This is a genomic window from Streptomyces phaeofaciens (genome assembly GCF_014648915.1).
Lineage (GTDB): Bacteria > Actinomycetota > Actinomycetes > Streptomycetales > Streptomycetaceae > Streptomyces > Streptomyces phaeofaciens.
In genome coordinates this window covers 1-21,456 of record NZ_BMSA01000020.1, presented here as the reverse complement: position 1 = coordinate 21,456, position 21,456 = coordinate 1, and the positions used below count along the sequence as shown (strand labels likewise).

Here is a 21,456-nt window from a genome sequence, read left to right as displayed (position 1 = left end):
GCCGGCTCCTCGGGGGAAGGTCGGTGAGCACAGCGGCGGGACTGGGCGAGATCGGGCGCACGTCGGGCAGGGATCTGCTGTTCCGCCTGACCGAAGCGCTGTGTGAGCTGAGCTGTCTGGAGGACCAGGCGGGACGCAACTTCTTTGCCCGGGTGCTCGCCGACCAGCTGAACGTGCAGATCGATCTGCGAGGCACCAAGCAGCGCGAGGATGTGATCGCGTTGGCCCAGGCGGCGCTGAGCGTGCCCGCGGGAACCCGGGTGCTCGTCGATGTGGTGCGCGTTTTCGAGGGAGCCCCTACCGCGGACGCGTTGGAGCCGATGCTCAGCCTCATGGGAGAGCCGGCGGGCTATTCCGCGCCGCTGCCCGGCCCCCTGACCGAGCGAGAGGTGACGTCCGCGCTCGCGCTCCTGGACGCGGTGGAAGCCAGGATGCCCACGCACGGCCTGCGCGACGAACTCGCCGTCGAGCTGCACCTCGACCTCCCCCTCGGCCTGACACTCCGGCAACTCTTCACGTTCGTCCTCAACCTGAATGTCCAGCCGGACGGTCTTCCACCGGCCGTGCTCCTGATGGAGCACGCTGCGCTTCTGGCCCGTTCTCCGGGCTGGCAGCAGTCCCTGTCCAACTGGGCCCACAGCTGGGCGGTGCGGACCGGGTTGGTCGACGAACTCGAATGCCGCCGGGGCAACCGCGTGGACGCCATCGCCGATCCCTCTATCCCACGGTGCCTGGTCGTGGCCGTGGAACCCGCCGGTGACTGCTCGGGAGACATCGTGGTCCGCCCCTGGCTGAACACGGTGCCCGGCCACTGGCAGCCGCAGCCGGCCGATCCCCGGACGACCAGCCTCGACGGACTCGGCAGCGCGGTGGAGCGTGCTCTGCGCCAGGTGCTGCGGATCTCCCCCGCCCCTCGTGGACCTGCGCCGGGCGAAGCCGAGCCGGCCCCTCCGTATGTCGAGTTCGTGCTTCCCTACGAGCTGCTCAACCACGACGTGGCCGGGCTGACCGTACGGTCCGGCGACGGAAAACCGCTGCCTCTCGGACTCAAGTACGGGGTCCACCTGCGCAGCCTCGAGCGGATGCGCACCGACGACGGCCTGGTCAGGGCGCAGTGGCGAGAGCGATGGAGCACACTTCAGAACCGGGGGATCGCGGTCCATGGCTGGCGTTCGTCCGACTCCGGCGGGCTGGACGAGTGGCAGACGACTCTGGCGGCGGAGCCCAGCCGTACGGCGGCCGTACTGGACGCCCCCGACGGGGCTGCCGCGACCGAGGCACTCAAGGCGGCCATCGCGGAAGGGATCGGACTCGCGGTCTGGGACCGCAGAGGCGACTTTCCCGAGGAGCGGAGGGAAGTGGTGGCGGCCGTCTTTGCCGCGGTTCAGAAGCCGGGACGGCTTCCGGTCGTCATCCACCAACTGAGACGCAGAGCGGAACTCAACGCGGCAGGACCCGCGTTGCTCGGCAGGCACATCGCGTTCTTCTGGGACGACCCGAATCGATTGGTCGACATCCAGGTCCCACCCGACTTCGAATCCGACACAGGGCACGGCCTCGACCATCGCCACACCAGGCGCACCATGGACAGCGAGGAGACGCCGGTATGAGCGGACCGGACACGGCGGACAGTCATGACCGGCACGTGTTCCGTGCGACAGGCGCCGCCCCGACCGGCCAGCCGCACCCACTGCCACCGGCACCCCCCTGGCGACGGTTCCGGGGCGGACCGCCGCAGCTCCCCCCACCCGATGACGAACAGGCTGCTCTGCGCCGTCTCGGGCACGTCGACGCAGTGCCACAACTTGACCCGGAGAGCGTCGACGTCGTCAACGCCGCCCTGCTGCTGCGCCGTCCCCTGCTCGTCACCGGCGCGCCGGGCGTGGGCAAGTCCACCCTCGCCTACCTGATCTCGCGCGAACTGGGCCTGGGACGGGTGCTGGAATGGAACGTCGTCAGCCGTACGACGCTCCGAGACGGCCTGTACTCCCACGACGCGCTCGGTCGGGCCCAGGCCATTGCCGCCTGGCGCGCCGGACTGGGCACCACCGCGACCACCGACGGCGGCGACAGCGGACAACCGACACCTGCACTCGGTGACTTCATCACGCTCGGACCGCTGGGAACCGCCCTGCTCCCGTTCAGCCGGCCACGTGTGCTGCTCGTCGATGAACTGGACAAGAGCGACATCGACCTGCCCAATGATCTGCTGCACGTGCTCGAGAACGGCAGCTACGAGATCCCTGAGCTGGTGCGCGACGCGACGGACAGCGCAACAGTGCACATCAGCGATCCGGGGCGCTTCGCGGACGTGCGGCACGGACGGGTGGAATGCGCGGAGTTCCCCGTCGTCGTCATCACGAGTAACGGGGAACGCGAGTTTCCCGCCGCGTTCCGCAGGCGCTGTCTCCCGCTGGAGATGCCCACTCCCAGCCGGGAGCAACTGCTCGGCATCGTGGAGAGCCACCTGAGGGCCCGACCGCCGGAGGCGGAGGCTCTCGTCGATCTCTTCCTCAAGCGGGTCGAGGCAGGCGGGACACACTCCCTGGACCAGCTCCTCAACGCTGTGCAGTTGACGACCGCCGGTACGTTCCGGGCCGATGCGGGCGGGCGCAAGCTGCTGGAAATGCTGCTGCGCGACCTCGCGAAGGGCCGATGAATGGACGGTTCCCGCCGGGAGCACGCGCCTGGACCCGACCGTGACGGTACGGGTTCGGGCGTCGTGGCGCATTCCGCGCAGGAGCCGCCCGGGACCGACGGCCCGCCGACCACTCCGCGCTGGCAAGAGCTTGCCGACGCCGTGTGGCTGAGTGCCTACTGGACCCGTACGGGGCGCATCACTTCGGCGGATCCCGCACTGCCCGACAAGGATGAGCAGCCTGTCGGACCGGTGGAGCCGATGCCCCTCCCACCACGCGACGAGCTGCCGTCACCCGGCCCACCCACCGGCACCGCACCACAGCCGGTCCTCACTCCCGACCCGGAGGGCCCGGAGCGCGTACAACTGGGCGCCCCCGCCCTTCCGACGACTCCGCGCGGCCCCCGAGGGCCGAACGGACGGTCCGCGGGACTCGCCCGTTCCCTGCACCGCCTCGCACGGCAGGTGCCGTCGCGCGACACCCTGCGACTGGACGAGGAAGTCACCGCGGAGCGAGGCATCCACGACGAACTGTGGATGCCGTGGTTCCGGCCGGCCGACGGTACGGCGTTCGATCTCGCTCTGCTCGTCGACGGGGGCCCCACGATGCCGATCTGGGAACAGGAGGTATCGGACCTGTCGGCCGCCGCCGAACACAGCGGTGCCTTCAGGGCCGTGCGCACCGTGAGGCTGGTTCTGCCGCCCGGCGGTGAGCCGAAGCTGCGCTGGAACGCGGCGCAGACCATGGCGGACCCCGGAGAGATTCTCAGCGGCAGGGGAGACAGGATCTTCCTCGTCGTCACGGACGGACTGGGACACGGTTGGGCCGCTCCGGCCGCCGACCGCCTGCTCGACCGCCTCGGCCGGGCGGGTCCCACGGCACTCGTCCATCTACTGCCGCCTCACATGCGGCACCGCTCCTCCCTGTACCCTCATGCCGCTGTCCTGGAGGCGGGGGGCTTCGGTGCGGCCAACCAAAGGCTCGGACTGGGCCCCCCGCCGAGCGGACCCGATCCGATGCGCCCGCTGCCCGGGGTGCGTGAGGGGGCTCTTCCCGTTCCCGTGCTCTCGCTGAAGGCCGGGTCCGTCGCGGCCTGGGCGGATCTGGTCGTGGGAGACCGCGGCGTACGCCGCAGGCTGCCGGTGGTCAGGGCCGGAGCACTGCGCCAGGGAGCGCCCGCGCCGGGCCTGCGCGCGCCACGCCGGGCGCGAGCCGCAGCCTCCGCGGTACACCATTTCTTCACCCTGGCCACCCCCTCCGCGCGTCGGCTCGCCACACAACTCGCCGCTGCTCCGTTCGACTTCGACCTCGTCGACCAACTGCGCAGACGGACCATGCCGGAGTCCGGGCCGGAGCACCTTGCCGAGATCCTGATGGGTGGTCTGATCGAATGGGGAGACCACGATACGGCGCGGCCGGAATTCGCCTCAGGGGTCCGTGAGGCGCTGCTGGCGACGACCACACGGACACAACTGGCCACGATCGTCGCCATCCTGGGAGAGCTGCCCGCGGCCGGCAGACATGGTGTCGCGTTGCGCGCCGCGCTGCGGGACCCGGCCCGTGCCCCGCTGTCCGACGTGGACGTCCCAGGGTGGCGGCAATCGGAACTCGCGGTGATGCGGGCGCTCGCAGGACCGTACTCCGAGCGGGCGGACCGCATCGAGGCCGACCGGGGGAGCGCACCCGCCGATCCCGGCAGCCGCCCCGAGACGCCCCTCGCCCGGCTTGCGGACGCGCCTGGCCGCGGGTCGTCGCTCGTCCGCGGGGCGGCAACACCTTCCCACCTGACCGAGCACGCGATGGAGGCATGGCCGGGCATGAAGAGGAAGTCGGCGGAAGCGCCTGCCCTGCTCGTGAACGTTCCCTTGCGGAACACCACGTTCGTGGGCCGCCATGCGCTGCTGAGGGCCGTGGAGGACCAGTTGGCAGCCCAGGACACGGCCGCCGTGCTGCCGCACGCGCTGCACGGCCTCGGTGGTGTCGGCAAGTCACAGCTGGTGCTGGAGTACATCTACACCCATCAGCACGATCACAAGGTGATCTGTTGGATTCCCGCCGAGCGGGAGAGCCTCGTCCTGGCCGCGCTGGCGACCCTGGCGGCGCAACTGGGGGTGGCGCCGACCGAGAGGGACAGCATGGGTGTGCCCGCGGCGGGCACAGCCGTCCCGGCGGTCCTCGAGGCGTTGCGGACGGGAGCACCGTACGACGACTGGCTCCTCGTCTTTGACAACGCCGAGGATGTCGAGATGGTGCGCAGGTTCTTCCCGCCCAACGGGCCCGGGAAGATCATCGTCACCTCACGGAACCGTGCCTGGGAACGGGTGGCCACTCCGCTGCCCGTGGACGTCTTCGAGCGGGGTGAGTCGGTCGAACTGCTCCAGAAGCGCTCGCCCGGCCTGTCGGCGGACGCGGCCGACCGGCTTGCGGAGGCTCTCGGAGATCTCCCTCTCGCGGTCGAGCAGGCAGGCACCTGGCACGCCGTCACGGGGATGCCGGTCGACGAGTACCTCGACCTGCTCGACCAGCGCAGCCCGGAGATCCTCGACCTCGATCCCGCCCCCGACTACCCCGTCTCCGTCGCCGCCGCCTGGGACATATCACTGGAGCGGCTCAAGGAGAACAACCCGGGCGCCCGCCAGCTCCTCGACATCTGCGCGAGCATGGCCCCCGAGCCCATTCCACGGTCCATGCTGCGCGGCAGCCGGGGGGTCAACATCACGCCCGAGATCGATCCCCTGCTGCGCGAGTCGATCAAGCTGAACCGCGCGGTGCGCGACCTCAGCCAGTTCTCCCTGGTGAAGGTCGACCCTCGGTCCGACTCCCTCCAGATGCACCGGCTGCTGCAGACCGTGCTCCTGGCGAAGCTGAGTCCCGGGGAGCGGGAACAGATGCGGGACGCGGCACACCAGTTGCTGTCGGCGGCGAAGCCGGGACCCTACGGCTCGTCGTTCGAGTGGCGTGCCTACCAGGCCCTCCTTCCGCACGTCCTGACCTCCCAGGCGGTGACCAGCACCGACACCTATGTGCGTGAACTCGTCTTCGACACCCTGTGGTTCCTCTATTACTGGGGCGACCATCTGGGTGCGGCCGACTTCGCCCGGCAGGCCTGGACCGCCTGGCTCGGGGTGTCGGGCGAGGAGGACATCCATGTCATCCGGATGACCAAGAGCCTCGGGTTCCTGCTGCGCCAGATCGGCCAGGTTCCGGAGTCCATCCCGCTCAGTGAGCAGGCGCTCGAAGTCTCACGGCGCATCGATGTCGATCCCGAGGAGATGGTCGACTCCCTGTGCGAACTGGCTGACGCCCGCGGATACCAGGGTCGGTTCGAGGAGGCCCGGGACCTCGCGGAGGAGGCCACCGAGCTGGCCCGGTCACTGTTCGGAACCGACGACCCGACCACTCTGCGCGCCACCCACAGCTGGGGCGTCGACCTGCGGCTGTGCGGGAACTTCACGGAGGCCCTGCAACTGGATCAGGAGACCGCCCGGCTGCGCGATCTGCTGTTCGGACCGGCGAACTTCTTCACACTCAACAGCCTCAACGCCGTCACCCTCGACATGCTGGAGTCCGGGGCCTACACGGATGCCCGTGACTTTCAGGAGGACGTGCACCGCAGGGCCCGAACCGCGCTGGGTGACGACAACCCGCTCACCCTGCGCATCGCCCGCACGCTCGCGGTCTGCCGGCGCCGTGACGGTGCGCTCGCCGAAGCCGCCAAGCTCGCCGATGCCACCCTGCGGCGCTTCACGGCCCGCTACGGCACGGATCACTTCGACTCGCTGCAAACGGCGACCAACCTGTCCGTCGATCTACGGCTGGCCGGAGACCTCGACAGCTCCCGCCAGTTGGCCGAGTCGACGGCGCGGAGCTACGCGCGGCATCTCGGCGAGAACCACGCCTACACCCTGCTGACCCAGGCCAACCTGGCTGCCACTCTGCGTGCGTTGGGCATCCTCGACAGGGCGCAGGAGCTGGAGGACCACGCGGCCCGACGGCTCGGTGAGACGGTCGGCCCCCGTCACGTCACCACCCTGACCGTCGCCGTCGGCAGGGCCAACACGGCATACGCGCGACTCGACTTCGAGCAGGCTCATGCGATCGACGACGCGACTGCGCCACTGCTCGGTGAGATCGCGGGCGAGGGGCACCCGTTGAGTCTGGCCTGCACCGCGAATCTCTCCCTCGATCTGCGGGGCATGGGCCGTGGTGCGGAGGCGGACGCCTTGCAGCGCAGGGCTACGGAGGGACTGGCCCGCGTGGTCCGCTCCGACCATCCATGGCTTGTCGCGACGCATCAACGCCGCCGCATCGAGTGCGACCTGTCACCCGTCCCGCTCTAGACGCAGTCCGTCACGACCGATTCCCGGAAGCGTCGGCTTTCCCGGCCGAAGAGGAGGATGCATGTCGACGGTGGTCCTCGTCCACGGAACAGGCGTACGCCGTCCCGGTTTCTCGACGCTCGCGGGGCGCGTGGCCGAGGGGCTCACCGCGCTCCGCGACGGCCTGCACATCGTGCCGTACTACTGGGGAGGGGCACACGGTGCGGCACTGGCGGCAGGCGGTGCCTGTCTCCCTCCGGAGGCGGGCACGGAGAGGGGTATCGGAGAATACGCCGACGCGCTCGGGCCGGACCGGGACGACGACGTGGCCCTGTGGGACACCCTGTACACCCATCCGGACGCGGAACTCGTGCTCGCTGCCGCGGCGGCGGGCGCGGCGGCCGAGCGCCCGCCGGGATCCGTCCTGCCGGAGCAGCGTCTTCAGGAACGCCTGACCGTGCCGACCGCCCTCGCGAGCGATCTCGGTCCGGAGTGGGAGACAGCCGTCGTGGGCGCCGCGGCGCGCCTGAGCGCTCACCCGCTTCTCGGCCGTGCCGCGGAAGCGCTCGGTCCGGACGAACTCGCGGTGGTCGTCGCCCGAGCCGTTGTCGCTCGTGCCGTGGCGGAGGCCGCCGACGCCGGTCAGCCGCTCGTCCCGGACGGTCACGGCCGCGACGAGCTGGTCGACCGTCTCGCGCAGCACCTGGGAGCGGGACCGGCCGGCAGCGCACGCGGGGTACGGTCCTCCCTGTTCGGGATGGCGGGGGCGGCGGCGACCCGCATCGTCGTACGTCGTCGTCGAGCCCTCACCCAAGCCGCCCACCCGGCCGCAGGTGACGTCCTGCGTTACCTCTGTCGAGGCGAGGCCGTACGCGCCGACCTGCGCGCCCTGGTCTCGGGCCTAAAACCCCCGGTCACCCTCATCGGACACAGCCTCGGCGGAGTCATCGCCCTCGACACCCTCGTGACCACCCCGTTGGAGCAGGTCCGGCTCCTGGTGACGGTGGGCTCCCAGGGCCCGTTTCTCTATGAATCAGGCTCCTTGCCGTCGCTCTGTCATCCGCAGCCACTGCCGGCACACGTACCGGAGTGGCTCAACCTGTACGACCGACGCGACCTGCTGAGCTACCTGGGGGCGGGGCTGTTCCCCGGGCGGGTCACCGACGAGGCCGTCGACAGCCGACAGCCGTTCCCTGCCGCGCACAGTGCCTACTGGACGAATCCGGCCGTGTACCGGCGCATCGTGGAGCGCCTCCCGTGAGCCGCCCGGGTCGTCCGGCATCCCCTGTCGATCCCGAGCGGGTACACGCCTTGATCGTCGGCATCGAGGCCTACGAGGCCGGACCCACCTGGGATCTGCCCGGGCCCGCGCGTGACGCCGTCGCCTTCCGACGGCTCCTGGAGGCGGCCGGGGTACCCGCGAGCCAGCTGCGGCTTCACCTTGCCCCGCTGCGTCCCCCGGTCCCTGGTACCGAGTACCTGCCGGCCGACCAGGCCACACTGCGGCGCGCACTCGTACGTGATCTGCCACGCACCCCCGGGGACATCCTGTGGGTCTGGTGGGGTGGACACGGTGTCCTCGACCGAGCCGGGCACTCACGACTGTTCTGCGCGGACGCCACCACGGGGGACAAGGTCTCCATCGATCTGGAGTCGGCGCTCACGCGGTACACCAGTGACGCGGTGCCCGGCTTCACGCAGCAGTTGTGGATCGTGGACGCGTGCGAGACCTTCGAGGAAGCCCTCGCCTTCCGTGACCCGCTGCCTGCTGACACGCTGCCCGCAGGACGGCGCACCCTGGCACACCGCCAGGTCCTGCTGCGTGCGGCAGGGCGCGGTAGACAAGCGGTCAACGATCCAGTGCGGGCGACGGGCCTTTTCTCGGACGTGCTGCTCAGCCTTCTGACGGATTGTTCCTCCGTCCTGCCCGCACTTCCCGATCCCGAGGAACTCTTTGGCGCGGTACGGAGACGGATCGCCGCCCTGCGTGCCGAAGGACGCACTTTGCAGCATCCGGAGATACAGCTGCGGAGTCCCGGGCGGACGGAGACACTGGCAGCCGCCGACGTACAGGCGCCGACCGAGCGTCCAATGTCCCCGCTGGCCCGCGCGGTGGATGCCCTGGTCGCCTATCCGCTGATGGCGGACCCCGTGGAACGACAGGCCGTCGTGGCTGTGCTGGGCACCAACGTCATCGGAACCCTGCCCCGGCACAACAAGCCGAGGACCGACATGACAGGCATCCTGACGGCGCTGGTCCGCCGAGCGCCGGACGCGTTGTGGGAGCTGTACGACGCGGTACTGTCCGTAGACGGCGACCCCGGCCGGAAGGCCGAACTGGCGTCCGCGCTAAGGGAACTGGGTCATGTGCGCAAGCCTCCCGAAGGCCCTGAGCATGATGTGCGATGATCTGGCGGTCGCCGGGAGTCGGATGGGTCCCGGCGCATCGCGTGCCATCCATGAATGACGACGGGGGAGACGTCTTGGAGCAGCCGTCCGCTCTGCACCGTACGGAAGCCGCCATGCGTGAGCCGGCTGCCGCCCTCTCCTCCCACGGCTGGGAGTCGGATCTCGCCGACATCGCGGCGCTTCCTCTGGTTTCCTTGGACACACTCGCCCCGCTCCGCCCCAGCGCCCGCCTCCTCGAAGAGGTTCTGCGAGCACGCAGCAGTATGCGAGGCGGGGGCGAGGGACCCGCTCGGGCCGAGTAGCCCGACCGCCCACGAGGTCGGTGGGACCGACGACGTCCCCGCTGCCCGTGGGCACCGTACGTCCGCCCCGCGACCGGAGGTCTCCCGCCCATGATCAGCGCGCCGCCGTCCGCTCCGTTCCGTATGCCCGGACGGCTCTTCGCGGAACTGGCCGCCGGAGGCGGATCCGTCGAGGCCGTTGCCTTCCTCGAACGGGGTGAGCGGGCCCGTCGGCTGCTGCTCCTGCGGACGCTGCTCGACCGTCTCGACGCGGTGCCCACCCCTCTCGCTCCACCTTCGGAGGCCTGGCGGGTCCTCAGGGAGGCTGCCGCACTGGCGCCCGGTCCGGTCGACCGGTTACTGCTGGCCCCGGCTACCGGCGGCTGGATCGCCCATGTGCTGCGCCGACTGCACGGAACCGCCACGGGGCCTTCGCTCTGGGCCGATGCGGGTCACCTGTGTGCTCTCGCCGTCACCGCCTCTCTGCACGCCGGCACAGAGGCAACCCTTCTGGTCCCGCTCACGGACGGTGGTCTGAATCTCCCAGGCCTGGGACTGGCTCGCCTCCCTGGCGGCGCTACCGGACTGACGGTGGGTCAGGCACGCGTCAGCGGTGGCGAGCTGTCGCTCTCGGGGCCGGGACGGACCGGGACGCCGGTCTGCCTGACCGTCCGTCCGCGAACATCGTCGCTGAGGAGCGGACATCCGACGAGCGCGAGGGCCGTGGACCGGGGGACGCGGAGGGCGGCGGCAGGCCGCGCCAGGGCCGCGTCGAACAGTGCCTCCTGGCTTCCTCTGCGCACGCTCACCCACCCCGCCCCCGCCGGCCCCGTTGCGATCCCGTTGGACGACCTCGACCCTTACCGTGACCTCGACGGCCCGCTGCCACCCGCCCGGCTCGAGGACGCGGAGGCCGCGGCCTGGCAGCGGGTGTTCGAGGGGGCTGCCACGCTGTTGGCGTCGTCCGGCGGTGCCGGGCCCGGACGGATCGACCCGGCCGCGATCCGCGCCGTCGTGCCCTGGGGGCGCACCGATGCCCAGCCCCCTGCCCCACCCACGGTTCAGGTCTCCGCCACCAGCGGCGACTCCTTCGGCGCCATGGTGATCGCGCGTCCCTCCTCACCGCTCGCACTCGCGGAGACATTCGTCCACGAGTTTCAGCACAGCAAGCTCGCCGCCCTCATCCACCTCTTCCCGCTCCTCGACGACGACCGGGACGAGCGGTACTACGCGCCCTGGCGAGCGGATCCGCGGCACCTCACAGGCCTGTTGCACGGCGCGTACGCCTTCACGGGCGTCGCCGGCTTCTGGCGGGACCGCCTGGCAGACGGGGGAGACGACCGGGCCACCGAGGAAGCCGGCTATCACTTCGCGCTGCGTCGCATGCAGTCCCGTCTCGTCGTGCGCACGCTGCTGGGCTGTGACCGTCTCACCGCCCAGGGACGCGCTCTGGTGTCGGGCTTGGCTCGCACACTGGACGGCTGGCTTCGCGAGCCCGTTCCTCCGGCCGCGCTGAGGCGTGCCCGTGCCGCAGCCGTTCTGCACCGCACGGAGTGGCGGCTGCGCAACCTCGCTCCGGAGTCCGACTCCGCCGAGCCGGCGGGACATCCGCGTCTCCGCGCGGACCGCACCCTCTGGCCCGACGTGCGCACCCAGGCCTTCGCCGTCCCGCCCCTCGCCCCGCACACCGGGGATGAGTACCTCGCTGCCGGCGACCCCGTCGGCGCACTGACCCGGTACGCCGACGAACTGGCCGCGAACCCCGCCGAGCCGCACATCCTCGCCGGCTGGATCGTCGCCCACGCCGCCCTCGATCCGGGCCGGGAGTCCCGGCGCATGCTGGCCCGCCCCGAGCTGCTGCGCGTACGGGCCGGTGGCTGACCGCCGCCCTCGCGCGAATCCGTCCTCACCCCACCAACCGCAACCGCTCCCCGCACACCCCCACCCGCACCGTCTGCCCCCACGTCAGCTCCAGCGCGTCGCTCTCGATCCCGTCCCCGAAGGCGATCAGCCGTTCGGACTCGACGGTGAGGCGCAGGCGGTTGCCGGCTGCCAGCTCGCCCGCGACCAGGGAGGTTCCCGTCGCCGGGGACGGCCAGGCCTCGCGGACGAACCACAGGAGCCGGTCCTCCGTGGGGGCGGGCAGCCGCAGGCCGCCGCCGGCCCGCTCGCCCCAGACCGAGCGGATCCAGCCGGTCGCCCCGGTGCCGGTGCCGATCAGTACTCCGGAGGAGGCCTGGGCCTCGACGACACCCCCGTGGTCGTCGAGGCCCAGGCGGTAGCGGGCGGTCTGGTGGCCGGCGGCGCCGAGGTAGATCTCGTTCAGGGCCAGCAGCCGCTGGGTGTCGTCGGCGACGGCCTCGACCATGGTCAGCTCGGACCCGCCGGTGCCGGACGCGAGCACCGAGGCGAGGAGCGGGCCGGCGTCGGCCGGGCGGTGACGGACCAGCACGCCCGGGTTGCGGCCCGGATCGGTGTCGATGCCCACCACCGGCTGTCCGGTCAGGTACTTGGCGACGTTCGCCACCAGCCCGTCCTGGCCGACGACGATCACCACGTCCTCGGGCGCGAACAGGAAGCGGTCCAGGTCGGCTCGCTCCAGGTGTGTCTGACGCCAGGTCAGCGGGACGGCCGCCGTCACCTCCGCCAGTGCCCGCCGGGTGCGCCGGTGCCGGTCCGCCACCTCCTCGATGTCGCGGCCCCGCGAGGAGAGGAAGAAGGCGGCCTGGCCGTGCGTGCCGTGCCGGGCCACCAACTCCTCGTACTCCGTGATGCGATGGACCAGCACGGCCCGCGGGGCGAGGCTCACTCCCGCGCTCCCAGCTTGGCGAGCAGCCCGGTCAGCACGTCCGGCGACACGGTCACGCTGTCGATGTGCGGCAGGTTCTCGGCGAGACGTGTGCCGGTGAGCGCGTGCAGGGTCGCCACATCGACGTCGGCGTGCACCCGCAGCCAGGCCGACTGTGCCTGCGCCCGCGCCTCGCCGACCTCGCGCGCGGCCTCGGCCTCCGCACGGGCGAGCCGTACGGCACGGGCCGCCTCCGCCTCCGCGAGACGGACCGTGCGCGACGACTCCGCCTCGGTCAGCCGTTCGGTGCGCCGCGCCTCGGCGTCGGCCAGCCGGACCTGCTTGGCCGCCTCGGCCTCGGCGAGCTTCACCGCCCGTGCGGCCTCCGCCTCGGCGAGCTTCACCGAACGGGCCGCCTCGGCCTCCGCGAGCCGTACCGTCCGGGTGGCCTCCGCCTCCGCCCGCACCTTGTCGGCGGCCGCGCTCTCCTCCGCCTCGCGCCGGGCGTTGGTGCCGTGCTGCTCGACCAACTGCTCCTCGCGTCGGGCGAGTTCGATCTTGCTGGCGAGTTCGTTCTCGGCGATGGTCCGCTCCCGCTCGACCGCCACCGCCCGCCGCTCGTACGTCGCCCGGTCGGCCTCCTGCTGGATCTGCTCGCGGGCCGGAGTGCGCAGCGCCCGCTCGACCTCGGGCTCCGGGCGCAGGGCTATCACGCGTACGGCCACGATCTCGATGCCGGTGGCCGGCAGTCTCGGTTCCGCCGCCAGCCCCGCCGCCACGCGCTCCCGCACCGAGGTCACCCCGTCGACCAGCGCCGCCGACAGCGGGGTACGGGCGAGGACGGCCAGCGCGTGCTGCTGGGCCGTCTCCGTCAGGAGTGTGCCGAGCTGCTCCACGGGCGCGCCGCGCCAGATCCCCGTGTCCGGGTCGATCGAGAAGTCGAGACGGGCGGCTGCCACGGCGGGGTCGCTGATCCGGTAGGTGACGGTCGCCTGCACCGTGACGTCCTGGAAGTCGGCCGTTCGGGCGTGGAAGGTCATGGCCAACTCGCGGTCGTCGACCGGCACTTCGGAGAGCGCCGCGCTCAGTGAGCGGAACCAGAAGCTGAGTCCGGGTCCGTCGTGCACCAGCTTCCCGGAGCGGTGGTGGCGCACATGCGCCGTCGGAGCGCCGCGCAGATGGCGCCAGCCGAGGCGCCGGGTGATGTCGGCCATGAGAGGTCCCCCCTCGTTCCCGATTGTCGTCACTACGACGATAAGCGGAGCCTCCGCTTGTCGTCAAGGGGACGAAAACAAGCGGTTGCGAAACGGTTCAGAAGCGGGTGAAGGCGAGCCCCGATGGTCAGGATGGAGGCATGGGATTCCAAGTCGACTCCGAGGCCGGGCAACTGCAGCGCGTCATCCTGCACCGGCCGGATCTCGAGCTCAAAAGGCTCACACCCAGCAACAAGGACGCACTCCTCTTCGACGACGTGCTCTGGGTGCGCCGGGCGCGCGCCGAACACGACGGTTTCGCCGACGTGCTGCGCGACCGTGGCGTCGAGGTCCATCTCTTCGGCGATCTGCTCGTCGAGGCCCTGGAGATCCCGGCGGCCCGAGCGCTCGTCCTGGACCGCGTCTTCGACGAGAAGGAGTACGGGGTCCTCGCCACCGACCACCTCCGTGCCGCCTTCGACACCCTCTACGCCCCCGAACTGGCCGAGAGCCTCGTCGGCGGCATGACCAAACGGGAGTTCCTGGAGGCGCATCCCGAGCCGACCTCCGTGCGCTTCCATGTCATGGACCTCGACGACTTCCTCCTCGATCCCCTCCCCAACCACCTCTTCACCCGCGACACCTCCGCCTGGATCTACGACGGCGTCGCCATCAACGCCATGCGCTGGCCCGCGAGACAGCGGGAGACCGTTCACTTCGAGGCGATCTACAAGCATCACCCGCTCTTCCGGGGGGAACCGTTCCACCTCTGGTCCGAGGGGCAGGCCGACTACCCGTCCACCATCGAGGGCGGCGACGTCCTCGTCATCGGCAACGGCGCCGTCCTCATCGGCATGAGCGAGCGCACCACCCCGCAGGCCGTCGAGATGCTCGCCCACAAGCTCTTCGCGGCCGGCTCGGCCCGGACCATCGTGGCCCTCGACATGCCGAAGCGGCGCGCCTTCATGCACCTCGACACCGTGATGACGATGGTCGACGGCGACACCTTCACCCAGTACGCCGGGCTCGGCATGCTCCGCTCGTACACCATCGAGCCGGGCGTCGGCGAGAAGGAACTGAAGGTCACCGACCATCCGCCGGAGCACATGCACCGCGCGATCGCGGCCGCCCTCGGCCTCAGCGAGATCCGGGTGCTCACCGCCACCCAGGACGTGCACGCCGCCGAGCGCGAGCAGTGGGACGACGGCTGCAACGTGCTCGCCGTCGAGCCGGGCGTCGTCGTCGCCTATGAGCGCAACGCCACCACCAACACCCACCTGCGCAAACAGGGCATCGAGGTGATCGAGATCCCGGGCAGCGAACTGGGCCGGGGGAGGGGCGGACCGCGCTGCATGAGCTGCCCGCTCGAACGGGGGCCCGTCTAGGCCTGCGGGGCGCACGGGGCGCACGGGGCGCACGGGGCGCACGGGGCGTACAGGGCGCACGGGGGCGGGCGGATGCGACGGGTGTGCGAAAGGGGCGTACAGGTGTCTGTATATAAATGCCGAGCGTCGTATAGACTTCCAAGGGTCCCTGTCACTGCATCTCTCGATCGCACTTCTGGAGCGCCCCCATGGCGACAGTCCCGACCGCCCTCGCCGGGCGCCACTTCCTCAAAGAGCTGGACTTCACCGGGGAGGAGTTCCGCGCTCTGGTCGAGCTGGCCGCCGAACTGAAGGCCGCCAAGAAGGCCGGGACCGAGACGCAGTACCTGCGCGGCCGGAACATCGCGCTGATCTTCGAGAAGACCTCGACGCGCACCCGCTGCGCGTTCGAGGTCGCCGCCGCCGACCAGGGCGCCTCGACCACCTACCTCGACCCGTCGGGCTCGCAGATCGGCCACAAGGAGTCCGTCAAGGACACCGCGCGCGTGCTGGGCCGGATGTACGACGGCATCGAGTACCGCGGCGACAGCCAGGCGAAGGTCGAGGAGCTGGCCGCCCACGCCGGCGTGCCCGTCTTCAACGGCCTCACCGACGACTGGCACCCCACCCAGATGCTCGCCGACGTGCTGACCATGGTCGAGCACTGCGAGAAGCCCCTCACGGACATCGCCTTCGCCTACCTCGGCGACGCCCGCTTCAACATGGGCAACTCCTACCTGGTCACCGGTGCCCTGCTCGGCATGGACGTCCGGATCGTCGCCCCCAAGAGCTACTGGCCCGCGCCGGAGATCGTCGACCGCGCCCGCGAGCTGGCCGAGAGCAGCGGGGCCCGCATCACGCTCACGGAGTCGCCGGCGGAGGGTGTGCTCGGCGCCGACTTCGTCGCCACCGACGTCTGGGTCTCCATGGGCGAGCCCAAGGAGGTCTGGGACGAGCGGATCGCCGCGCTCGGCCCGTACGCGGTGACCATGGACGTCCTGCGCGCCACCGGCAACCCGGACGTCAAGTTCCTGCACTGTCTGCCGGCCTTCCACGACCTCGGCACCAAGGTCGGCCAGGAGATCCACGAGGCCCACGGCCTGGACTCCCTGGAAGTGACCGACGAGGTCTTCGAATCGGCCCACTCGGTCGTCTTCGACGAGGCCGAGAACCGGTTGCACACGATCAAGGCGGTACTGGTCGCGACGATGGGCTGAACGGGTTGGGGGCCGCCGCCGGAGCGGCTGCCCGCATCACATCGGCAGCGGCCCCCGCTGCGGCGGAACCGCCGACAGCCGGAACCACACCGCCTTGCCCTTCTCGGTGGGCCGGTGGCCGCAGGACGAGCTGAGGGCGCGGATCAGCAGCAGGCCGCGCCCGTGCTCCTGCCAGGGGTCGGGCTCGCCGCCGGACGGACGGGTGAGATCGCCCGGCGGGAGCGGGTCGTGATCGTGCACCTCGATCTGGCAGCCGGTCGGCCTCAGCTCCACCACCAGCTCTATCGGGACGTCCCCGGCGGCGGTGTGCTCCACGGCGTTCGCCACCAGCTCGGCCGTCAGCAGCTCGGCGGTGTCGCTGTCGGCCCCGTGCTCCACTTCCGACAGCGCCGTACGGACCAGTGCGCGGGCCACCGGCACGGCCGCGGCCGAGTGCGGCAGTGCGATCCGCCAGGAGGCGGGCGGGTCGTAGGGGCGATCTTGCAAGGCGAGTCCGTTCATGGCGCAGGGTCCGGTGATCGACATCGGCGGTCCTGCTTTCAACTTCAGGAATGGTACGGCGACCCCCGGCAGGGGCGCACTACGGGCGCCGTACGGGACCTTCGGCCCCGCTACCGGACGGCTTACCCCGGACAACGGTCGGTCTCGCGCGTGCGAGCCCGTTGTTACCGCGTTATCGATGTCCGGTGACACTGCTGCACGCCCGTCTCTATCGCGCCCTCGTGACGGCAGTCACGTATGAGTGATAACTTCGGGAGTGACCGTCGAGGAGGCCGCCCTGATGAGTCCCTTCACCGGATCCGCCGCCCGCACCACCCGCTGGGAACACCTCCGCGTCGAGCATGCCGACGGCGTCGCCACCGTCACGCTCAGCCGCCCCGAGAAACTCAACGCCCTCACCTTCGGCGCCTACGCCGACCTGCGTGACCTCCTCGCCGAACTGTCCCGGGAACGGTCGGTCCGCGCCCTGGTACTGGCCGGCGAAGGACGCGGCTTCTGCTCCGGCGGCGACGTCGACGAGATCATCGGCGCCACCTTCGGCCTGGACACCGCCCAGCTCCTGGACTTCAACCGGATGACCGGCCAGGTCGTGCGGGCCGTACGGGAGTGCCCGTTCCCGGTGATCGCGGCCCTGCACGGGGTGGCCGCCGGAGCCGGTGCCGTCCTCGCCCTCGCCGCCGACTTCCGGATCGCCGACCCCACCGCCCGCTTCGCGTTCCTCTTCACCCGGGTGGGCCTGTCCGGCGGCGACATGGGCGCCGCCTACCTGCTGCCCCGGGTCGTCGGCCTCGGCCACGCCACCCGGCTGCTCATGCTCGGCGACGCCGTGCACGCCCTGGAGGCCGAGCGGATCGGCCTGATCAGCGAACTGACGGAGGCCGGCCGCGCGGACGAGGCGGCACAGGCCCTGGCCCGCCGTCTCGCCGACGGCCCGGCCCTCGCGTACGCCCAGACGAAAGCGCTCCTCACCGCCGAACTCGACATGCCCCTCGCCGCCGCCGTCGAACTCGACGCCGCCACCCAGGCCCTGCTGATGAACGGCGAGGACTACGCCGAGTTCCACGCGGCCTTCACCGAGAAGCGCCCCCCGAAGTGGCGGGGGAGGTGAGGCGGGGATGCGTGTCGCCGTCGTAGGAGGCGGCCCCGGGGGCCTGTACGCCGCCGCCCTGCTCAAACGCCTCGACCCCACCCGCGAGATCACACTCTGGGAGCGCAACGCGCCCGAGGACACCTTCGGGTTCGGGGTCGTCCTCTCCGACGAGACCCTCGGCGGCATCGAGCACGCCGACCCGGTCGTCCACCAGGCCCTCCAGCGGGACTTCGTGCGCTGGGACGACATCGACATCGTCCACCGGGGCGTGCGCCACTCCTCCGGCGGCCACGGCTTCGCCGCACTCGGCCGCCGCCGGCTCCTGGAGATCCTCCACGAGCGCTGCCGCTCCCTCGGCGTCGACCTGCGCTTCCGCACGGAGGCGCCCTACCCGGCCTGGCTGGCGGAGACCTACGACCTGGTCATCGCGGCCGACGGGGTGCACAGCACGACCCGCGAGGCGTACGGCGACGCGTTCCGGCCGCTTCTGACACCGCACCGCTGCCGTTACATCTGGCTCGCCGCCGACTTCGCCTTCGATGCCTTCCGTTTCGAGATCGCCGAGACCGAGCACGGCGTCATGCAGCTGCACGGCTACCCGTACTCCCGCCCGTCGCCCGACCACCACTCCTCAACGAGGCCCTCCGGGCCGCAGAATCAATCCGGCGCCTCCACCGTGATCGTCGAGATGCGCGAGGAGGTGTGGCGGGCACACGGCTTCGACACCATCGACGAGCGGGAGTCCGTCGAGCGCTGCGCCAAGATCTTCGCCGAGGCGCTCGGCGGACGGCCCCTGATGTCCAACAACTCCACCTGGACCACCTTCCGTACGGTGGTCAACGAGCGCTGGTCCCACGGCAACGTCGTCCTGCTGGGCGACGCCGCCCACACCGCGCACTTCTCCATCGGCTCCGGCACCAAGCTCGCCGTCGAGGACGCGCTGGCCCTGGCCGCCTGCCTCACCGAACAGCCCTCCCTGGAAAAGGCGTTGAGTGCGTACGAGGCGGAGCGCAGGCCCGTGGTCGCCTCCACCCAGCGGGCCGCGCGCGCCAGCCTGGAGTGGTTCGAGAACCTCGGCCTGTACCTCGATCAGCCGCCCCGCCGGTTCGCCTTCAACCTGCTCACCCGCAGCCGCCGCGTCACCCACGACAACCTGCGGCTGCGCGACCCGCACTTCACCGAGGCCGTGGAACGGGAGTTCGGCTGCCCGCCCGGCACACCCCCGATGTTCACACCGTTCCGGATGCGCGGCCTGACCCTGCGCAACCGGGTCGTCGTCTCGCCCATGGACATGTACTCGGCCACCGACGGCCTCCCCGGCGACTTCCACCTCGTCCACCTGGGCGCCCGCGCGCTCGGCGGCGCCGGGCTCGTGATGACCGAGATGGTGTGCGTGTCCCCCGAGGGCCGCATCACGCCCGGCTGCACCGGTCTCTACACCGCCAAACAGGCCGACGCCTGGCGGCGGATCACCGACTTCGTGCACACCCGGGCGCCAGGCGCCGCGATCGGTGTCCAGCTCGGCCACTCGGGGCGCAAGGGCTCGACCAAGCTGATGTGGGAGGGCATGGACGAACCGCTGCCCGACGGCAACTGGCCGCTCCTGGCCGCCTCCCCGCTGCCGTACAAGCCGGACAGTCAGACCCCGCGACAGCTGTCCCGTGCCCAACTCACCGATCTGCGCGAGCAGTTCACCGCGGCCGCCTGGCGGGCCGCCCGGGCCGGCTTCGATCTGCTCGAACTGCACTGCGCCCACGGCTACCTGCTCTCCGGCTTCCTCTCCCCGCTGACCAACCGGCGCACCGACGCCTACGGCGGCTCGCTGGCGAAACGGCTGCGGTTCCCGCTGGAGGTCTTCGACGCCGTGCGCGGGGTGTGGCCGGCGGAACGGCCGATGACCGTACGCATCTCCGCCACCGACTGGGCCGAGGGCGGGACGTCGGCGGACGACGCCGTGGAGATCGCCCGCGCCTTCGCCGCGCACGGTGTGGACGCGATCGACGTGTCGACCGGACAGGTCGTCGCCGACGAGGCACCGGAGTTCGGGAGGTCGTACCAGACACCGTTCGCGGACCGGATCCGGCACGAGACGGGCGTCCCGGTGATCGCGGTCGGCGCGATCTCCTCCTGGGACGACGTCAACTCCCTGATCCTGGCGGGCCGTACGGACCTGTGCGCACTGGCCCGCCCGCACCTCTACGACCCGAACTGGACCCTGCACGCGGCCGCCGAACAGGGCTACACCGGCCCGGCGGCCGACTGGCCCGCCCCCTACCGGGCAGGCAGCCGGCCGCCGCGCACCGGACGAGCCGACGAACCCAAACCCCGGCTGACCCTTATGGGTTGACGTCCCCGAGCGTCACCATGCCGGCGGTCAGGGTCGCACCGTCGGCAGGGTCGATCAGGAGGAACGCGCCCGTACGCCGGGAGGCGCCGTAGTCGTCCAGCGCGAGCGGCTCGGCCGTGCGCAGGACGACCCGGCCCAGATCGTTCACCATGAGCGCGGACTCTCCCGCGCTCGGCTTCGCTCGAGCGGAGGGACCCCCGGAGTCGAGATCCTTCACGATCGCCTTGACGGTCCTGGTCGTGTGCTTCAGCAGGACCCGGTCCCCGGCCCGCAGGGGGCGGTCGGCCAGATGGCACACGGACGCCCGCACCTCCTGGGTGAGCGTCGGCACCTCCAGGCCCGCGGTGATCATGTCACCGCGCGACACGTCCCGCTGGTCGGCCAGCCGGACGGCGACGGACTGCGGGGCGTACGCCACCTCGACCTCCGTGCCCAGTACGTCGATGCCGGTGATCTCCGAGGTCTGCCCGGACGGATGGACGGTGACCCGGTCGCCGACCCGCAGCGAGCCCGACACCAGTTGGCCCGCGTAGCGCCGGTCGTCGCCGTGCCGGATGACGTACTGGACGGGGAAACGGGCGGGAGCGTCCGCCGGGTCGGTGCCGACCGGCACGTTCTCCAGGAACTCCAGCAGGGCCGGCCCGCCGTACCAGTCCATGTGCGCCGACCGCTCGACGACGTTGTCACCGGCGAGTGCCGAGACCGGGATCGGGGTGACCCGGGGGAGACCCGACTCGGCCGCGTGCTCGGCGAACGCGTCGACGATCGTGTCGAAGACGGCCTCCCGGTAGCCGACCAGATCCATCTTGTTGACGGCCAGGACGACGTGCGGGACCCGCAGCAGCGCGGCCACCGCCGCATGGCGGCGGGTCTGCTCGACGATCCCGTTGCGCGCGTCGACCAGGATGATCGCCAGTTCGGCGGTGGAGGCGCCGGTGACCATGTTGCGGGTGTACTGCACGTGGCCGGGGGTGTCGGCGAGGATGAAGCGGCGGCGGGGGGTGGCGAAGTAGCGGTAGGCGACGTCGATGGTGATGCCCTGCTCGCGTTCGGCGCGCAGACCGTCCGTCAGCAGGGCCAGGTCGGGAGCGTCCTTTCCACGGTTGCGGGAAGCGGTTTCGACGGCTTCCAGCTGGTCGGTGAGGACCGATTTGGAGTCGTGCAGCAGTCGTCCGACGAGCGTGGACTTGCCGTCGTCGACGGAGCCGGCGGTGGCGAAGCGCAGGGTGTCGATGGTGGTGCTGGACATGGCTAGAAGTACCCCTCGCGCTTGCGGTCTTCCATCGCGGCTTCGGAGAGTTTGTCGTC

General features: G+C 71.1%; 14 protein-coding genes. 10 read left to right on the top strand and 4 right to left on the bottom strand.

The features are described from left to right. The first annotated feature begins 23 nt into the window (after positions 1-23). The 6 genes from IE275_RS29220 to IE275_RS46185 all read left to right on the top strand — a co-directional run bounded on the left by IE275_RS29220 (position 24) and on the right by IE275_RS46185 (position 11,529). On the top strand, positions 24-1,610 hold the full coding sequence (locus IE275_RS29220; protein ID WP_189714569.1) for a VMAP-C domain-containing protein: 1,587 nt from the start codon (positions 24-26) through the stop codon (positions 1,608-1,610). Continuing rightward, the gene (locus tag IE275_RS29215; RefSeq protein ID WP_189714567.1) at positions 1,607-2,659 is read left to right on the top strand and encodes an AAA family ATPase; all 1,053 of its coding nucleotides are present in this window, start codon (positions 1,607-1,609) and stop codon (positions 2,657-2,659) included. Before IE275_RS29220 ends, IE275_RS29215 begins: the two co-directional genes overlap by 4 nt. Next, positions 2,660-6,979 (top strand): FxSxx-COOH system tetratricopeptide repeat protein, encoded by a 4,320-nt coding sequence (gene fxsT / locus IE275_RS29210; protein WP_189714565.1) that lies wholly within the window; start codon positions 2,660-2,662, stop codon positions 6,977-6,979. Positions 6,980-7,040: 61 nt separating this feature from the next. Next, the gene (locus IE275_RS29205; protein WP_189714563.1) at positions 7,041-8,219 is read left to right on the top strand and encodes an alpha/beta fold hydrolase; all 1,179 of its coding nucleotides are present in this window, start codon (positions 7,041-7,043) and stop codon (positions 8,217-8,219) included. Positions 8,220-8,269: 50 nt separating this feature from the next. Continuing rightward, positions 8,270-9,367, top strand: coding sequence for an effector-associated domain 2-containing protein (locus IE275_RS29200; RefSeq protein ID WP_229870686.1), 1,098 nt, complete (start codon positions 8,270-8,272; stop codon positions 9,365-9,367). Positions 9,368-10,491: 1,124 nt separating this feature from the next. Then, on the top strand, positions 10,492-11,529 hold the full coding sequence (locus IE275_RS46185) for an aKG-HExxH-type peptide beta-hydroxylase (protein WP_229870685.1): 1,038 nt from the start codon (positions 10,492-10,494) through the stop codon (positions 11,527-11,529). A gap of 25 nt (positions 11,530-11,554) precedes the next feature. On the opposite strand, the gene IE275_RS29190 is transcribed toward IE275_RS46185, so the two are convergent. Next, complete coding sequence (locus IE275_RS29190; RefSeq protein WP_189714557.1) at positions 11,555-12,457, bottom strand: NAD(+)/NADH kinase; 903 nt, start codon at positions 12,455-12,457, stop codon at positions 11,555-11,557. Continuing rightward, complete coding sequence (locus tag IE275_RS29185) at positions 12,454-13,650, bottom strand: SPFH domain-containing protein (RefSeq protein WP_189714555.1); 1,197 nt, start codon at positions 13,648-13,650, stop codon at positions 12,454-12,456. The genes IE275_RS29190 and IE275_RS29185 overlap by 4 nt, the downstream gene beginning before the upstream one ends. 140 nt (positions 13,651-13,790) lie before the next feature. Between IE275_RS29185 and IE275_RS29180 the strand changes: the two genes are divergently transcribed. Both IE275_RS29180 and argF read left to right on the top strand, forming a co-directional pair. Further along, the gene (locus IE275_RS29180; RefSeq protein WP_189714553.1) at positions 13,791-15,014 is read left to right on the top strand and encodes an arginine deiminase; all 1,224 of its coding nucleotides are present in this window, start codon (positions 13,791-13,793) and stop codon (positions 15,012-15,014) included. A 188-nt stretch (positions 15,015-15,202) separates the two neighbouring features. Continuing rightward, positions 15,203-16,210 (top strand): ornithine carbamoyltransferase, encoded by a 1,008-nt coding sequence (gene argF, locus IE275_RS29175; protein ID WP_189714550.1) that lies wholly within the window; start codon positions 15,203-15,205, stop codon positions 16,208-16,210. A 36-nt stretch (positions 16,211-16,246) separates the two neighbouring features. Here argF and IE275_RS29170 read toward each other — a convergent pair whose 3' ends face one another. Further along, positions 16,247-16,735 carry an ATP-binding protein gene (locus IE275_RS29170; RefSeq protein WP_373299303.1) on the bottom strand — a complete coding sequence of 163 codons (489 nt, stop codon included), beginning with the start codon at positions 16,733-16,735 and terminating at the stop codon, positions 16,247-16,249. A 256-nt stretch (positions 16,736-16,991) separates the two neighbouring features. Between IE275_RS29170 and IE275_RS29165 the strand changes: the two genes are divergently transcribed. Continuing rightward, entirely contained in the window at positions 16,992-17,819 is an 828-nt protein-coding gene (locus tag IE275_RS29165; protein ID WP_189714841.1) for an enoyl-CoA hydratase family protein, read from the top strand. A gap of 7 nt (positions 17,820-17,826) precedes the next feature. Continuing rightward, entirely contained in the window at positions 17,827-20,148 is a 2,322-nt protein-coding gene (locus IE275_RS29160; RefSeq protein ID WP_189714548.1) for a bifunctional salicylyl-CoA 5-hydroxylase/oxidoreductase, read from the top strand. Here the strand turns inward: IE275_RS29160 and IE275_RS29155 are convergent. Further along, positions 20,138-21,397 carry a sulfate adenylyltransferase subunit 1 gene (locus IE275_RS29155; protein WP_189714545.1) on the bottom strand — a complete coding sequence of 420 codons (1,260 nt, stop codon included), beginning with the start codon at positions 21,395-21,397 and terminating at the stop codon, positions 20,138-20,140. The genes IE275_RS29160 and IE275_RS29155 overlap by 11 nt on opposite strands. Positions 21,398-21,456: the final 59 nt, after the last annotated feature.

What these genes read in the sequence shown, in the direction of transcription:
- IE275_RS29215 (WP_189714567.1), top strand. Translation starts at nt 1,607, where the DNA reads ATGAGCGGACCGGACACGGCGGACAGTCATGACCGGCACGTGTTCCGT.
- fxsT (WP_189714565.1), top strand. Translation starts at nt 2,660, where the DNA reads ATGGACGGTTCCCGCCGGGAGCACGCGCCTGGACCCGACCGTGACGGT.
- IE275_RS29205 (WP_189714563.1), top strand. Translation starts at nt 7,041, where the DNA reads ATGTCGACGGTGGTCCTCGTCCACGGAACAGGCGTACGCCGTCCCGGT.
- IE275_RS29185 (WP_189714555.1), bottom strand. Translation starts at nt 13,650, where the DNA reads ATGGCCGACATCACCCGGCGCCTCGGCTGGCGCCATCTGCGCGGCGCT.
- IE275_RS29180 (WP_189714553.1), top strand. Translation starts at nt 13,791, where the DNA reads ATGGGATTCCAAGTCGACTCCGAGGCCGGGCAACTGCAGCGCGTCATC.
- argF (WP_189714550.1), top strand. Translation starts at nt 15,203, where the DNA reads ATGGCGACAGTCCCGACCGCCCTCGCCGGGCGCCACTTCCTCAAAGAG.
- IE275_RS29170 (WP_373299303.1), bottom strand. Translation starts at nt 16,735, where the DNA reads ATGTCGATCACCGGACCCTGCGCCATGAACGGACTCGCCTTGCAAGAT.
- IE275_RS29165 (WP_189714841.1), top strand. Translation starts at nt 16,992, where the DNA reads ATGAGTCCCTTCACCGGATCCGCCGCCCGCACCACCCGCTGGGAACAC.
- IE275_RS29160 (WP_189714548.1), top strand. Translation starts at nt 17,827, where the DNA reads ATGCGTGTCGCCGTCGTAGGAGGCGGCCCCGGGGGCCTGTACGCCGCC.
- IE275_RS29155 (WP_189714545.1), bottom strand. Translation starts at nt 21,397, where the DNA reads ATGTCCAGCACCACCATCGACACCCTGCGCTTCGCCACCGCCGGCTCC.